Source organism: Ensifer sp. 1H6, assembly GCF_001976035.1.
Taxonomy (GTDB): Bacteria; Pseudomonadota; Alphaproteobacteria; order Rhizobiales; family Rhizobiaceae; genus Ensifer; species Ensifer canadensis.
In genome coordinates this window covers 146,717-161,619 of record NZ_MOAI01000006.1, presented here as the reverse complement: position 1 = coordinate 161,619, position 14,903 = coordinate 146,717, and the positions used below count along the sequence as shown (strand labels likewise).

Annotated in this window: 10 protein-coding genes and 2 pseudogenes; 3 read left to right on the top strand and 9 right to left on the bottom strand. The window is 62.5% G+C overall.

Translation table 11 applies throughout. The annotated features are described in order from the left end of the window. Positions 1–45: 45 nt before the first annotated feature. On the bottom strand, positions 46–2,790 hold the full coding sequence (gene mutS, locus BKP54_RS09500; protein WP_025425698.1) for a DNA mismatch repair protein MutS: 2,745 nt from the start codon (positions 2,788–2,790) through the stop codon (positions 46–48). Between the two features lie 103 nt (positions 2,791–2,893). On the opposite strand from mutS, the gene BKP54_RS09495 reads away from it, so the two are divergent. Then, positions 2,894–5,176 carry an NADP-dependent malic enzyme gene (locus BKP54_RS09495; protein WP_084814367.1) on the top strand — a complete coding sequence of 761 codons (2,283 nt, stop codon included), beginning with the start codon at positions 2,894–2,896 and terminating at the stop codon, positions 5,174–5,176. A 348-nt stretch (positions 5,177–5,524) separates the two neighbouring features. On the opposite strand, the gene BKP54_RS09485 is transcribed toward BKP54_RS09495, so the two are convergent. From BKP54_RS09485 to BKP54_RS09465, 5 genes and pseudogenes are all read right to left on the bottom strand, one after another. Beyond that, complete coding sequence (locus tag BKP54_RS09485) at positions 5,525–6,415, bottom strand: GNAT family N-acetyltransferase (protein WP_025425695.1); 891 nt, start codon at positions 6,413–6,415, stop codon at positions 5,525–5,527. Between the two features lie 121 nt (positions 6,416–6,536). Next, a pseudogene (locus tag BKP54_RS09480) lies at positions 6,537–8,803 on the bottom strand (ATP-binding protein). A gap of 55 nt (positions 8,804–8,858) precedes the next feature. Then, on the bottom strand, positions 8,859–9,350 hold the full coding sequence (lspA, locus tag BKP54_RS09475) for a signal peptidase II (RefSeq protein WP_084814366.1): 492 nt from the start codon (positions 9,348–9,350) through the stop codon (positions 8,859–8,861). After that, positions 9,347–10,207, bottom strand: coding sequence for an RNA methyltransferase (locus BKP54_RS09470; protein WP_025425692.1), 861 nt, complete (start codon positions 10,205–10,207; stop codon positions 9,347–9,349). The genes lspA and BKP54_RS09470 overlap by 4 nt, the downstream gene beginning before the upstream one ends. Further along, a pseudogene (locus BKP54_RS09465) lies at positions 10,207–11,357 on the bottom strand (class I SAM-dependent rRNA methyltransferase). The gene BKP54_RS09470 and the pseudogene BKP54_RS09465 overlap by 1 nt, the downstream one beginning before the upstream one ends. A 313-nt stretch (positions 11,358–11,670) precedes the next feature. Here BKP54_RS09465 and BKP54_RS09460 point away from each other — a divergent pair. Then, positions 11,671–12,129, top strand: coding sequence for a carbon monoxide dehydrogenase subunit G (locus tag BKP54_RS09460; protein ID WP_025425690.1), 459 nt, complete (start codon positions 11,671–11,673; stop codon positions 12,127–12,129). 21 nt (positions 12,130–12,150) lie between these two features. On the opposite strand, the gene BKP54_RS09455 is transcribed toward BKP54_RS09460, so the two are convergent. From BKP54_RS09455 to sppA, 3 genes are all read right to left on the bottom strand, one after another. Beyond that, entirely contained in the window at positions 12,151–12,495 is a 345-nt protein-coding gene (locus BKP54_RS09455; protein WP_025425689.1) for a hypothetical protein, read from the bottom strand. Positions 12,496–12,578: 83 nt separating this feature from the next. Continuing rightward, positions 12,579–12,881 (bottom strand): integration host factor subunit beta, encoded by a 303-nt coding sequence (locus BKP54_RS09450; protein ID WP_025425688.1) that lies wholly within the window; start codon positions 12,879–12,881, stop codon positions 12,579–12,581. A gap of 129 nt (positions 12,882–13,010) precedes the next feature. Continuing rightward, positions 13,011–13,970 carry a signal peptide peptidase SppA gene (gene sppA, locus BKP54_RS09445; protein ID WP_025425687.1) on the bottom strand — a complete coding sequence of 320 codons (960 nt, stop codon included), beginning with the start codon at positions 13,968–13,970 and terminating at the stop codon, positions 13,011–13,013. Positions 13,971–14,232: 262 nt separating this feature from the next. Between sppA and lptC the strand changes: the two genes are divergently transcribed. Beyond that, positions 14,233–14,901 carry an LPS export ABC transporter periplasmic protein LptC gene (lptC, locus tag BKP54_RS09440; protein ID WP_025425686.1) on the top strand — a complete coding sequence of 223 codons (669 nt, stop codon included), beginning with the start codon at positions 14,233–14,235 and terminating at the stop codon, positions 14,899–14,901. Positions 14,902–14,903 lie beyond the last annotated feature (2 nt).

The following is a 14,903-nucleotide window of genomic DNA, read 5'->3' as shown; positions in this document are numbered from 1 at the left end:
ATAGCCTTTTTCACCGACGCATGCACAGGAAAAACGGTATGCCCGTCACCGGGCGCTCAGTTCCTTTTTCAGGGCGTAGAGTGCGTCCAGCGCCTCGCGCGGCGTCATATCGTCGGGGTTGAGTGCCTTCAGCGCCTCGTCAACCCTGGAGTTTCCAGCGGGCTTGGCTTCCTCGCGCCGGATCGCCACCTGGAACAACGGCAGATCGTCGATCAGCTGGCTTGCGGGGTTCTTGCGATCGGCGTCTTCGAGCTTGGCAAGCACGTCCTTGGCCCGAGCCACGACCGAAGCCGGCAGACCGGCAAGACGGGCGACCTGAATACCGTAGGAACGGTCGGCGGCACCCGGCCCGACCTCGTGCAGGAAGATCACGTCGCCGTGCCACTCTTTGACGCGCATGGTCGCATTCGAAAGCCGGCCGAGCTTTTCCGAAAGCACGGTCAGCTCGTGGAAGTGGGTCGCGAACAATCCGCGGCAGCGGTTCGCCTCATGCAGATGCTCGACGGCTGCCCAGGCAATCGACAGACCGTCGAAGGTCGCAGTGCCTCGGCCGATCTCGTCGAGGATCACCAGCGAGCGATCGGTCGCCTGATTGAGGATTGCCGCCGTCTCGACCATCTCGACCATGAAGGTCGAGCGTCCGCGGGCAAGATCGTCGGAGGCGCCGACGCGCGAGAACAGGCGGTCGACAATGCCGATATGGGCGCTTGCGGCGGGAACGAAGGTGCCCATCTGCGCCATGATCGCAATCAGCGCGTTCTGCCTGAGGAAGGTCGACTTACCGCCCATGTTCGGACCGGTCAGAAGCCAGATCGCCCCGCCCTCTTCGCCTGTTGGCGGCGACAGATCGCAGCCATTGGCAACGAAGGCGTTGGACGCCTGACGCTTCAAGGCTTGCTCGACGACGGGATGGCGGCCGCCTTCGATGGCGAACATGCGCGTGTGGTCGACGATGGGGCGAGCATAGTTCTGCTCTTCGGCAAGCGTCGCGAGGCCAGCCGAAACGTCGACGGTCGCAAGCGCCAGCGCCGCAGCCTTGATGATTTCGGCCGCCGCCACGACGTCTGATGTCATCGCCTCGAACGCGGCAAGCTCGATCGACAGCGCCCGGTCGGCCGCATTGGCGATCTTGCTCTCAAGCTCGGCAAGCGCTGTCGTGGTGAAGCGCATCGCGTTCGCCATGGTCTGGCGATGGATGAAGCGGGCGCGGCCCTCGTCGGTGTCGGTCATCGAGCCGGCATTGCCCGCCGTCACCTCGATGAAATAGCCGAGCACGTTGTTGTGCTTGATCTTCAGCGACTTGATGCCGGTCTCTTCGGAATATTGCAGCTGCAGCCCGGCGATAACCCGGCGTGACTGGTCGCGCAGCCCCCGCACCTCGTCGAGATCGGCACTTGCCCCTTCCCGCAGGAAGCCGCCGTCGCGCTTCAGAAGCGGCAATTCGTCGGCAAGCATCGTATCGAGGTGGTCGAGGACGGCCGATGGCAGGGCATCGATCGCCGCCCGTGCCTCGACAAGCTCCTCAGACAGATTGCCGGAAGCCATCAGCCGGGAGATCGTTGCCGCTGCCTTGAGGCCCGCCTGGATGGCGCCGAGGTCGCGCGGGCCGCCGCGGCCAAGCGCCAGCCGCGACAACGCACGCGGCATGTCGGGGGCGCGACGAAGAGAATCGCGCAGATCGCCGGCAAAGGAGGGCTGGCTGGCCAGAATCTCGATCGAATCCAGCCGCTGGTTGATGCGATCGGGATCGGTCAGCGGTGACATCAGCCGTTCGGCCAGGAGCCGCGCTCCGCCGCTCGTCACGGTTCGGTCGAGCGCTTTCAAAAGCGTGCCTTCGCGGGCGCCCGACAGGGTTTTGACGAGCTCGAGGTTGGCCCGCGTCGCCGGATCGATGAACAATGTCGAGGCAGCGCTCTCACGCTCGGGTGTGCCGAGAGCCGGACGTTCGGCAAGCTGGGTCTTTTCGACATAGGAGATGGCAGCGGATGCCGCCGCCAGTTCGGCGCGCGAAAAGCTGCCGAAACCATCGAGCGTCTTGACGCCGAAGTAGCGGGCGATGCGGCCCTCGGCCGTGGCGCTGTCGAACAGCACGCCCGGCTGCGGCACGGCCACCCGGCCGAGCACGTCGAACACGGGACGCAGTTCCGGGTCGTGGAAGACGGTGTCGGCGAGGATCAGTTCGCGCGGCTCGATGCGCAGGATGTCGGCGAGCAACCGGCTCTCACCGGTTTCGGCGAGCCTGAAGATGCCGGTCGAGATATCGATCCAGGCCAGCGCATAGGCCGGCTCCGAACCGCTCTTGATGCGGGCGAGCGCCATCAGATAGTTGGTCTCCGAGGGCGAAAGCAGCTTCTCCTCGGTGATCGTCCCCGGTGTCACCAGCCGGACGACGTCGCGGCGCACGACTGATTTGCTGCCGCGCTTCTTGGCTTCGGCAGGATCCTCGACCTGCTCGCAGACCGCGACGCGAAAGCCGAGACCGATCAGTTTCTGCAGATAATCGTCGGCCGCATGCACCGGCACGCCGCACATCGGGATTTCCTGTCCCATATGCTGGCCGCGTTTCGTCAGCGTGATGCCGAGCGCCCGCGAGGCTTCGACTGCGTCCTGGAAGAACAGCTCGTAGAAGTCGCCCATGCGGTAGAAAAGCAGCGAATCCGGGTTGTTCGCCTTGATCTCGATGAACTGCTCCATCATCGGCGTCGCCGTGGAGCGGCTCTCCTCGGTCGCCAGTTCGGCTGCAGAAAACACCTCGCCGGAGCGGCTCGATTGGTCTGTCACGAAATTCATGATTGTCCCGAAAAAAGAGATGGCACACTATCCGCAAGCAATTATAGACGACAACCATAAAGAGACGCCCCGACAGGGTCGCCCACAGGAGGATAGAGGAAACATGCCGGCCACCGACAAGACCGATCGCACTATGACGAGCGTCACCGCGCAGGAAGCGCTCGATTTTCACTCGCAGGGTCGTCCCGGAAAGCTGGAGATTTCCCCCACCAAGGCCATGGCCACGCAACGCGACCTGTCGCTCGCTTATTCACCGGGCGTTGCAGTGCCGGTCCTGGCGATCGCCGAGGATCCCGCCACCGCCTACGATTACACGACACGCGGCAACATGGTCGCGGTCATCTCCAACGGCACGGCCATCCTCGGCCTCGGCAATCTCGGAGCGCTCGCCTCCAAGCCGGTCATGGAAGGCAAGGCGGTGCTGTTTAAGCGCTTCGCCGACGTCGATTCGATCGACCTTGAGGTCGACACCGAGAACGTCGACGAGTTCATCAACTGCGTGCGCTTCCTCGGCCCCTCCTTCGGCGGCATCAACCTCGAGGACATTAAGGCGCCGGACTGTTTCATCATCGAGCAGAAGCTGCGCGAGGTCATGGACATTCCAGTGTTCCATGACGACCAGCACGGCACAGCGATCATCGCAGCCGCCGGCCTCATCAACGCGCTGACGTTGACCGGACGCGACTTCAAGACCACCAAGCTCGTCTGCAACGGCGCCGGCGCCGGCATCGCCTGCATCGAGCTCATCAAGGCGATGGGCTTCAACCCGGAAAACGTCACCCTCTGCGACACCAAGGGCGTGATCTTCCAGGGCCGCACCGAAGGCATGAACCAGTGGAAGTCGGCGCATGCGGTCAAGACCGACCGCCGCACGCTTGCCGAAGCGCTCGAGGGTGCTGACGTGGTCTTCGGCCTTTCGGCCAAGGGCGCGCTGTCGGAGGACATGGTCCGCTCGATGGCGCCGCGGCCGATCATCTTCGCCATGGCCAACCCGGATCCGGAAATCACCCCGGAAGAGGTCGCCCGCATCCGCGACGACGCGATCGTCGCGACCGGCCGTTCGGACTACCCAAACCAGGTCAACAACGTACTCGGCTTCCCCTATATCTTCCGCGGCGCGCTCGACGTGCGCGCCTCGACGATCAACGACGCGATGAAGATCGCCGCGGCGGAAGCGCTCGCAAGCCTCGCCAAGGAAGACGTGCCGGACGATGTCGCGGCCGCCTACCAGGGCAACCGCCCGCGCTTCGGCGCGCAGTACATCATCCCGGTTCCCTTCGACCCGAGGCTGATCTCGGCGATCCCGATGGCCGTTGCCAAGGCGGCGATGGAAACCGGCGTCGCACGCAAGCCGATCGTCGATCTCGAAGCCTATGGCCGCCAGCTTTCCGCCCGCCGCGACCCGATTGCCTCGACGCTGCAACGGATCTACGAGCGCGTCCGGCGCCAGCCGAAGCGCATCGTCTTTGCCGAAGGTGAAGAAGTGCAGGTCATGCGCTCGGCGATCGCCTATGCCAACCAGCAGCTCGGCACCGCGATCCTGCTCGGCCGCGAGGACCGCATGCGCGAGACCGCGGAGCGCGAGGGCATCGATCTCGACCGCCCCGGCATCCAAATCGTCAATGCCCGGGTTTCCAAGCGGGTCGGAGCCTATACCGACTACCTCTACGCGCGCCTGCAGCGCAAGGGCTCCCTGTTCCGCGATGCCCAGCGCCTGATCAACAACGACCGCAACCACTTCGCCGCGTGCATGGTCGCGCTCGGGGATGCCGACGGCATGGTCACGGGCATAACCCGCAACTATTCGACGGCGCTTGACGATGTGCGCCGCTGCATCGACCCGAAGCCGGGCCACCGGGTCATCGGCGTGTCGATCGCCCTCTGCCGCGGCCGCACCGTTCTGGTCGCCGACACGGCCGTACACGACATGCCGTCGTCGGAAGAACTCGCCGATATCGCCGAGGAAGCAGCCGGCCTCGCCAAGCGCCTCGGCTACGTGCCGCGGGTGGCGATGCTGGCCTATTCGACCTTCGGCCATCCCTCGGGCGAACGCTCGGAGCGGGTGCGCGAGGCGGTCAACATTCTCGACAAGCGCCGTGTCGACTTCGAATATGACGGCGAGATGGCCGCCGACGTGGCGCTCAATTCGCGGGTGATGGAGCAGTATCCCTTCTGCCGCCTTTCAGGCCCTGCCAACGTGCTCGTCATGCCGGCGTTCCACTCCGCCTCGATCTCGACGAAGATGCTGCAGGAACTCGGCGGCTCGACCGTCATCGGTCCCCTGCTCGTCGGTTTCGACAAATCGGTGCAGATCGTTTCGATGTCGGCGAAGGATTCCGACATCGTCAACATGGCGGCAATCGCTGCCTACAACGCCGGAATGTAGACTCGGTAATTGATGTCCGATTTCGGGACACACCCTGCTCCAGCGATGAACAGGGTGTGTCGAGCCGATGCAGAAACAGCATGGATCTGCATACAAAAGAAGAGCTCGACACCCTTGGGAAAGGGGTCGAGCTCAATACATGATGGAAGACTTACTTCCAGTGCGATGAAAATAATATGGAGACAGAGCGCAATATACGCCAATCTCATATGAAGCTGGCGGTTCTCTCCGTTATTTATTCTATAATTTCGTCATGAAACCAAATTACTTCTTGACAAGACTAGTCCATCTTTCGACATCGAAAGTCAAACCCATCCTTAATATCTGGTTAATTGCGTCAAGCGCCTGTCAGGATACAGACGTGGCAAACCGCCCGGCATCCGCACCGTAGTAATTGAGATAGCGGCCGGAGATGTTGCTGATCGGCAGAACGATCAGCACGTCGGTGGTGCGGAACGCATGGTCGACCACCGCGCCGTCGCCGACCATGGCCCCAAGGCGCATGTAGCCCTTGATCAGCGGCGGCAAGGCGGCCAGAGCCTTCTTCGGATTGATGGCCTCTACCGGCATCATGTCCATGGTCCGGTGCAGTTCGGGGCGGGCGCCGACGGCCCATTCGTCGCGAGCAAGGATATTGTGGTGAAGGAAGGAAAGCGCCAGCGCATGTTCGGCGGGGACGACGCCTGGAAACGATCCGCAGCCGAACATGGCATCGACACCGTATCTCAGAGCATAGGCCCAGTTACCCTGCCAGAGCAGTTCCACGGTGCGCTTCGTGCGGTAATCCGGCAGCACGCAGGAGCGTCCGAGCTCCATGAAGCGCTTGCTGGAGTGGCGGGAGAGAAGTGCTCCGACATCGAATTCCGAAGCGGAATAGAAGCCGCCGGCGCGCTCGGCCACGTCCTGGCGCAGCAGGCGGTAGGTGCCGACGATCTGGTCTTCCGGATCACCCTCGATCGCCGTGTCGAGCACAAGCAGATGATCACAGATCGCGTCCCAGCTGTCGACGTCGCGCTTGCGACGGTCGGCGTCCGGCCCGACCTGCGCCTTCATTTCCTCGACAAAAACCTTGTAGCGCACCGCCTGCGCCGCATCGATCTCCGATGCGCTGCGTGCAAGCCGGGTCTCAAGATTAGCTATTCGGCCGAGAACGTCGGTCGCCGGGGCGGTCATTGTCTTGCCGACGCAAGCTTGAGAAGTGTCTACCACGCTCGTCGAATCCAGAAGGTCGATCGTCATCCGCGTCATCCCGAATCATTCGTATCTGCCGGGCTTAGACCACGTTTCTGCAACAACATAGTGACATGAAAACGGAGCACAACCCCCCGCTCGGGCGTTGATACCGTTACGACTTGAGCGCTTACCGTATCTCGAGAAGGCGGCTTATTTCAGCCATCAACCACTGCGGATCCGCCGGCTTGGGCAGTACGACGTCGGCGCCGGCCGCGACAAGTCTGTCCCTGATCTCCAGCCGTGCATCGGACGTCAGCACGATCACCGGAAGGCGCCGGCCCGGCCGCATCGCTTCGTTCTCCCGCAGGCGTTTCAGCATCGAAAATCCGTCGCCGCCCGGCATGTTGAGATCGGTGACGACCAGTTCCGGCATCGCCTGGACCTGATCGCCGGTCCCGGAGAGGATCTGATCGACGGCGCCAAAATCCGTCACCAGCCGGACCGTCTGTCCGGCGCGCTCCAGCACCGTGCGCACGATCAGCGCATTGACCGGATCGTCCTCCGCCAAAAGGATGCAGCGCGGGCTCTGCCTGGCGGGCGCAATTGTCGGTTCCTCGCGAAGGATCGGCCGGTTGTCGTTGATGGCATCGCGCTTCTCGATACCCTTCAACCGTCCGAGCAGGACTTCGACCAGCGACTTCTCGCGCAACGGGCGGATCAGCCAAGCCTCGTAACCGTCCATCTGATCGACAGGGTGATTGTTGCGCTCCTCCGGGTTGATCAGGTAGGTCCGGCGCACGTCGAGGCGCGCGACGGCCGGCTGCAAGGCGAGAATCTGCTTGAACTGACCGGCGTGGCGGTGATCGACGATGATATCGGTCAATGGCGCGCCGCCGGAAAGAACATCCGAGATGACGTTCTGGGCGGCGGCCAGCGTCGTGCCCGATGGCAACGCCCGCCGAGCGTGGCGATGGTGGCAGAGAGTGCCGCGGATGCTGGCCCATCCGGCGCCATCACCAGGACATGCGATTGGGCGAGCCTCTGCCGCCGCTCCGGCGCTACCCGCTCGACTTCGGCGAGTGGCAGGCGGATCTCGAAGCGGCTGCCGCGGCCGGACGCGCTCGACGCTGTCAGGCTGCCGCCGCAGGCCTGCATGATCCGGCGCGAGATCGCCAGTCCGAGCCCCGTACCCTTGGCGCGCTGCTCGTGATTGCCGGCCTGTTCGAACTCTTCAAAGATGCGTTTCAGTTCGTCGCCCGACATGCCGGGACCGGTGTCGTCGATGAGGATTTGCACGCAATCCTCGACGATGTCGGCACTGACAAAAACACCGCCGACCTCCGTGAACTTCACAGCATTGCCGATGACATTGAACAGCACCTGGCGCAGGCGGGCTGCATCGAACTCCATCAGCGCCGGCACGTCGGCCGTCACGGTAGCCCCGATCTCGATGCCCTTTTCATGCGCGCGGTTGGAAAGCATCTCGACGACGCTCTCGATCACGCCGCGCGGATCCTGTCGCGAGGGCCGGAACTGGAAACGCCCTGAAGACAGCGACGAGAAATCGATCAGGTCCTCGACGAGCTGTACCAGGGCATGGCCGGACTGCTGCATGCCGGCAAGATAGTTCTTCTGCTCGCTCGACAGCCGGGTCTGGCCGAGCAGATGGCTCATGCCGAGGATGCCGGACAGCGGCGTGCGGATTTCATGGCTGACGGTTGCAAGCAGCCGCGATTTCGCCTGGCTCGCGTCCTCGGCGCGGCGGCGCGCGTCTTCACGTTCACGTGCAGCACGGGCTTCCTCCGTCACATCGCGCGCGATGCTGTGGCGCATCAGCCGACCGTTCGCCGGATCCCGGGCGATGACATCGTGCCAATCGTAGAGGCGCAGCCCTTCGGATGCGGCAATCAGCACGAGGTAGTGATTGGGTTCGATCTTCGGTTCGAAGTTCAGGCCGATGGCGGCACAAGTCAGCCCCCTGGCATCATCGATGCCGCAGGCGCGATGAAAGGCGGCATTGGCATGGACGATCTTGCCATCCATGCCGCGCATGATCGCCAGATCTCCGAGCGCATCGTGGATGGTCGAAAGCAGCGCCGAAGTTTCCTGGCGATCCCAGTCGCCATCGTGCCTTGCCTCCACGCACTGTCTATCGCTGTCGGCGGCCCTGATGCCATCGGCGATCAGGAGCAACACGCCCGCAAGGCCGGCCGCCGCAACCGCCGCGGAAAACAGATAAAGACCGGCGGCGATACCGAGCGCAAGCACGAGGCCAGAGGCGATGACCCCCAAAGATGCCAGCGAAAGACGACGCAGGGAGTAGGCCGATGCCACGGGCTTCGACACCGATCCGATGCCGTCCGCCCTGCCGGCAGCGGACATCGCACCGCTGGTTCGGGCTTGTGCACCGAAACCGGATTCGATCTGCTCTAGCAATCGTGACGGCTCGCTCATGCCATTCAGCTAACACGGCAAGCGTTCCGAATGGCTTCAGCGCATCGATAAAATCTTAGCGGTTTGCCTTTTTCGCCTGCAGCAGCTCGTCGAGAATGATCGCGCCGGCGCCAACGGTGATGAAACTGTCGGCCAGGTTGAAGACCGCGAAAGACCACGTCTGCGTATGGAAGAGGATGTAGTCGATGACGTAGCCGAAGATCAGCCGGTCGACGAGGTTGCCGAGCGCACCGGCAATGATCAAGGCGTAGCCGAAATGCGCGAAGAACCTGTCCTTCGGCGTGCGCCGCCACAGCCACAGAACGAAGGCAACGACGACAAGGCGCATGCCGACGATGAACCAGCCTTCCATGCCCGACAGCATCGAGAAGGCGACGCCGTAATTGTAGGTGCGGTAGAGCGCCAGCATCGGCAAGACCGGAACCGCCTCATTGAACGGCAGATAGGATTCGACCAGATATTTGATCAGCTGGTCGGCGGCGAGCGCGAGGGCGATGAAGACCGCGATCGGGAGCGGCCGCGAAAACAATACCTGCTTTTCGCTCATGCGCCGGCATCCAGCGCCAGCAGATGACGTCGCGCCTCAAACAGCATGATGCCGGTGGCGATCGCCAGGTTGAGGGAATCGGCACGCCCCGCCTGCGGAATGCGGGCCAGCGCTCCGGCCTCACGGGCAAGCTCTTCCGGAAGGCCAGCCTGTTCGTTGCCCATCAGCAACACGACCGGTTTCGACTTGTAGTCGATCGTCCGGTAGTCGACCGAACCGGCCAGATGCGTGGCGACGACCTTTACACCGGCCTGCTTCTGCCATTTGACGAAGTCATCGGCGCTGGCGCGCACGACCGGCATGGCGAAGACCGAGCCCATCGTCGCCCGCACCGTCTCGAGCGAGAACGGATCGGTCGTTTCCCCGACGAGAATGATGCCGGAGGCACCGGCCGCATCGGCCGTGCGGATAATCGTGCCGAGATTACCCGGATCGCGAACACGGTCGAGCGCCACATAGGTTTCGCCGAGCTGCGGGCGGATCTCCTTCAGCGCCCGGTAGCGCTGCTCGAAGATGCCGACGACCATCTGCGGATTGTCGCGCCGGGTGATCGTCGAGAGCACCTTTTCGCTGACCTCGAGCACCAGGCCGCCCCGGGCAAAGGTCTTTGCTGCGACCTGTTCCACATGCGGCTTGCCCTTGGCCGCCTTGGCGTAGATCAGCGTCTTGATCTTCCAGCCGAGATCGAGCGCATCGATCACCAGTTTCAAGCCTTCGGCCATGAAGGACCGTGTCTCGTCGCGGTGCTTCTTCTGCGCCAGCAACTTGATGTCCTTGATAATAGGATTGGTGAGGCTGGTGACTTCCTTCACCTGTCCGACGCGGCCTGCGCCGTGTTCGCTTCTGTCATTGCTCATTACGGCACCCAGCGGCTGAAGAGAGAAGTCGAAAGCGCCCGTCCCGGCTCGTGGCCGTCAAGGCCGCCTTCGCGGATGATGAGTTCGCCCGATTCCACCCGGCCGCCGCGGCCGCGCATCGTCTCGCGCATCAGTTCATGGATCGAGTAGAAGCTGGCGCGGATCGAATAGGCGGTCAGCACTAGGCCGCGCGCTTCGGGCGACAGGATTTCGCGGCAGATGTCGAGCATCGCAGCCAGGTGGTCGAAAAGCTGCCAGACCTCGCCGTTCGGACCGCGGCCGAACTTTGGCGGGTCGGTCAGGATGATGTCATAGCGGCTGCCGCGACGTTCCTCGCGCTGAATGAACTTCATCGCGTCGTCGCAGATCCAGCGGATCGGCAGCTTTTCGGCGCGCGCCAGCGCCTGGTTTTCCCGGGCCCAGCCAATCGCCTTCTTCGAGGCGTCGACATGGGTGACCTCGGCACCGGCCTTGGCGGCGATCAGCGAGGCGACCCCGGTATAACCGAACAGGTTGAGGACCTTCAGGGGGCGGCGGGCCGCCTCTACCTGGTCCTTCACCCAGCTCCAGTGGGCGAGCTGCTCGGGAAACACGCCGACATGGCGGAAGGACGTGAAGCGGCCATGGAATTCGGTGCCGAGAAGCTGCATCGGCCAGGTCTCGCCAAGAACGGCGCCGGGAAAGCGCCAGCGGCCCATGCCGTCCTCGTCGGTGTCGCCGGTGAAGATTGCGTCGGCATTCTCCCATACACTGGCGGGCAGGGTACGCGGCCAAAGCGCCTGCGCCTCGGGGCGCACGATGCGATAGGGTCCGTACTGCTCAAGCTTTTCGCCGGCGCCGCTGTCGATCAGATGATAGCCGGAAACACCCGACGTTTCGAGAATGAGCGGCACCTGTTCGCCCGGCTTGTCGCCGGTGCGCCGTGGGATGACGCGCGCCGGTGCCTCGTTTTCGGGCTGTGCCCGCGGAGGCGCTCGCGCGGCTCTGCAACTTTCGCCGTTGCCTGGATGGTGGCCCGTTCTTTGAAATCGCCCGACTTGGCAAACGGTGGACGCTTCTTTTCATGGCGGCCACCGCCACGCGCCTCGGCACCACGGCCCTTCGCCGTCGTCACGGAGGCATTCTTCGACCGCCGGTCCTTTTCCTTCACGCTGAGATCCCTGGGCTTTGTTTTGTCACGAGGCGCTACCCTCCCGGATATCGGATGTAAACGGGCCTGCACCATGAGGTATGCCGCCGCACCCCGGATTTCGAGGCGAAGCTTTTTCTGTTGGTGCAAATAGCACCGCTCATGCTCTTGGCAAAGCCGTTTCCGATTTGCCAAGATCGGTGCGGAAGCGACACTTGCATAATTCCACCGTCCGGCATCAACTTACGGACAGGATTGTAAAGCGAATTCAAAAGATTACATCAACCTCGCGCGTCCTTGTCGACGCACGGCACCGTCAGTGGGAGGAAAGCGCATGGACATGACCGGCGAAGAACGCATCTCGGCACCGCGCGATGCCGTGTGGCGCGGCCTCAACGATCCGGAAATCCTCAAGCGTTGCATCCCGGGCTGTCAGTCGATCGAGATGAAATCTCCGACCGAGCTTTCGGCCGTCGTCAAGATCAAGATCGGGCCGGTCTCGGCCTCCTTTACCGGCGACGTCATCCTGTCGAACCTCAACCCGCCCGAAAGCTACACGATCTCCGGTGAGGGAAAGGGCGGCATTGCCGGTTTTGCCAAGGGTGGCGCGGATGTGACCCTGGTCGACGACGGTGCGGAGACGCTGCTGCGCTACGACGTCAAGGCGCAGATCGGCGGAAAGCTAGCGCAGCTCGGATCCCGGCTGGTCGATTCGACCGCCAAGAAGCTGGCGCAGCAGTTCTTCACGGATTTCGGCGCAGCGATCGGCGGCCCGGCGGAAGCGGCCGGCTGAAGGGCATGGCCGCCCTGCCATTCAGTTCTGCGGGGCGGCGAGTGTCGCCTGGGTGGCCAGCTTCTCTGCCTGGCTGCGGTGCTTTTCGGCTTCGCGATGCCATTTCAGCGCCTCGGTCGCTTCATTGCGCGCACGCCGACGGTACTTGCCCTGGCTAAACCAGGTCGCGGCGGCACCCAGAATCAACCCGACGACGACGGCAAGAAACAGGAAAACAAAGAACGGCGCGCTCACGGACAGCACGCTGTCTTCGGGCCGGAACGGATTGAGGGCCAGCGTGACGCTCTGGCGATTGGCGACGCTGAGCACGATCAGAATGACGCCGACCGGGATGAGAACGATGATGTTGACCAGTTTCTTGAGCATTCAGCCGCTCCAGTTTTCCGGATCATCGACAGGCCTTGGCAGCGATGGCGACAATCCGGACTCATGACGATCGGGCGGGATGATCAGTCTTCATCGTCCCCGTTCATGCCCGGGTTCAGCCGCTCGCGCAGCTCCTTGCCGGTCTTGAAGAACGGCACCCACTTTTCCTCGACAAAAACCGAATCGCCGGTGCGCGGATTGCGACCGGAGCGCGACGGCCGGTTCTTGACGGAGAAAGCACCGAAACCGCGCAGTTCGACACGGTTTCCGGCAGCCAGCGCATCTGTGATCTCATCGAGCACCGCGTTGACGATGTTTTCGACGTCGCGGTGATAGAGATGCGGATTGCGAGCTGCAACAATCTGCACCAGTTCTGACTTGATCACTGTCGCCCCCTTAAATTCTTGTTTGTTTTGCTTTTTCGGTCTGCATTGTGATTGCCGCAAGAATATGGCCGACGCTCACTTGGCGCGGGCGGCCATGTTACGGATCAGGCTGGGCATATGCTGCCATCCTCATTGAGCATCAACCTGCCAAACCGAAACAAGACCGTCAAGAAACAACTTGTCACCCCCGATTTTTTCGAGACCCCTCATGGCCGGAAAAGCGTCATATCCCAACATCTTGACCCACTCCGAGACGGCCGATCCGAGGCCGAAAGGCAGAGTCCGGCGCGGCGCATCCCAATCAACCAGAGGAAGGTCCTTCGACACTTTCCTGTCGGCCAGGAAGGTGCGGACTTCGTCATCGCCGCCAAGCTTGTCGACGAGCTTCAGGCCCAGCGCCTGGCGGCCGGTGAAAATCCGCCCGTCGGCCAGCAGAAGCGCCTCGTCGCGCGACAGCTTGCGACGCTCTGCCACCATATCGACGAACCAGCCATAGCTGTCATCGATCATCGCCTGGATCATTGCCTTGGCTTCATCGCTCGCGGGATGGAAGGGGGACGGCTCGGCCTTCAGCGGCCGCGACTTGATCGATTCCAGCGAGACGCCAAGCTTGTCCATCAGCTCCTTGACCTGGGGATACTGGAAGATGACGCCGATCGAGCCGGTGATCGAGCTTTCGCCGGCGATAATCGTATCGCCGGCAAGCGCGATCATGTAGCCGGCGGAGGCGGCTAGCGTGCGAATATCGGAAACCACCGGCTTCTTGGCGGCGACCTTGCGGATCGCCTTGTAGATGACCTCGCCGCCATAGGTGGTGCCGCCGGGCGACGATATGGTGACCACCAGTGCCTTGACCGAATCGTTGTCCTCGATCCGTTGAAGCCGCTCCAGCAATTCGCGATCGTCCTGGATCAATCCCGAAATCGTCACACGGGCAACATGATCGCGGGCACGCCCTGCGGTCTCCGCCCAGCCCGACCAGAACAGAATGACCAATGCCACGACGGCGAGCAGGCCGGCGACGATCCAGCGCCAGAAACTCAGCTTCCTGCGCAGGCTGCGGCGATCGGCGATGGCTAGTTCATCCATGTGGGTTTCTCCCGAATTTGTTGGCGCAGCTTCTGTCAGTTTCCGATGGAACATGCTATCTGCGCGGCAGGTGGCATATTCAATAGACGCGGTCGGTCACGGTTAAAAGCCGTGCCCGCCGTTTTCCTGTCTTCACGAAGTTTTTTGCGGCGCCATTGTGCAGCTGCAAAAAGTATCCATATTTGCGACGACTTACACGAATGTATGTAAAATGCGGTTCTCGACGATCCGCGGGAAAGCAACGGAACCAACAGGTCTTCACATGTTAGATCATGCGCCAGCCCCCGGCTTCTTTGCCGATTCGGGTGCGAGCTCGTCGGACGCCTACGCGCTCGCGGCGCGGCATTCGGCGCGCGTCCGGCGTCTGAAGATCATCCTGCCTGTCGTCGCCGGCATCATCGCGGCGATCTTTGCCGCCATTTCCTTCGTGCGCGCCTTCATGCCGGTCGATCTGCAGCTCGACAGTGCAACGATCGAGGATGGCAAGATCGTCATGCAGAACCCTGCGATTGCCGGGCGCAACAAGCAGGGCATCAGCTATTCGATGAAGGCGCAGCGCGCGCTGCAGGATATCGTCAATCCCGATATCATCACGCTGCAGACGATCCATGCCGAAATGCCGGTGAACGAAAAGCTGATCGCCACGGTGGACGCGACCAACGGCATCTACGACCGCGGGGCCAACACGCTCGACATGAACGCCCCGTTCACGATTACAATGAATAATGGCGTCAACGCCGATTTCCAATCGGCCTATCTGGACATCAATGCCGGCGAAATGGAAACAAAACAACCGATTGCGATCAGCATGAAGGGCGGTTCGATCATTGCGCAGCGGCTGCGAATGACGGATAAGGGACGCATAGTAACATTCGAGGGCATGGTGAGGGTCAATCTCGAACCCGCCGCCATCCGCAAGAACACGAATTAGGA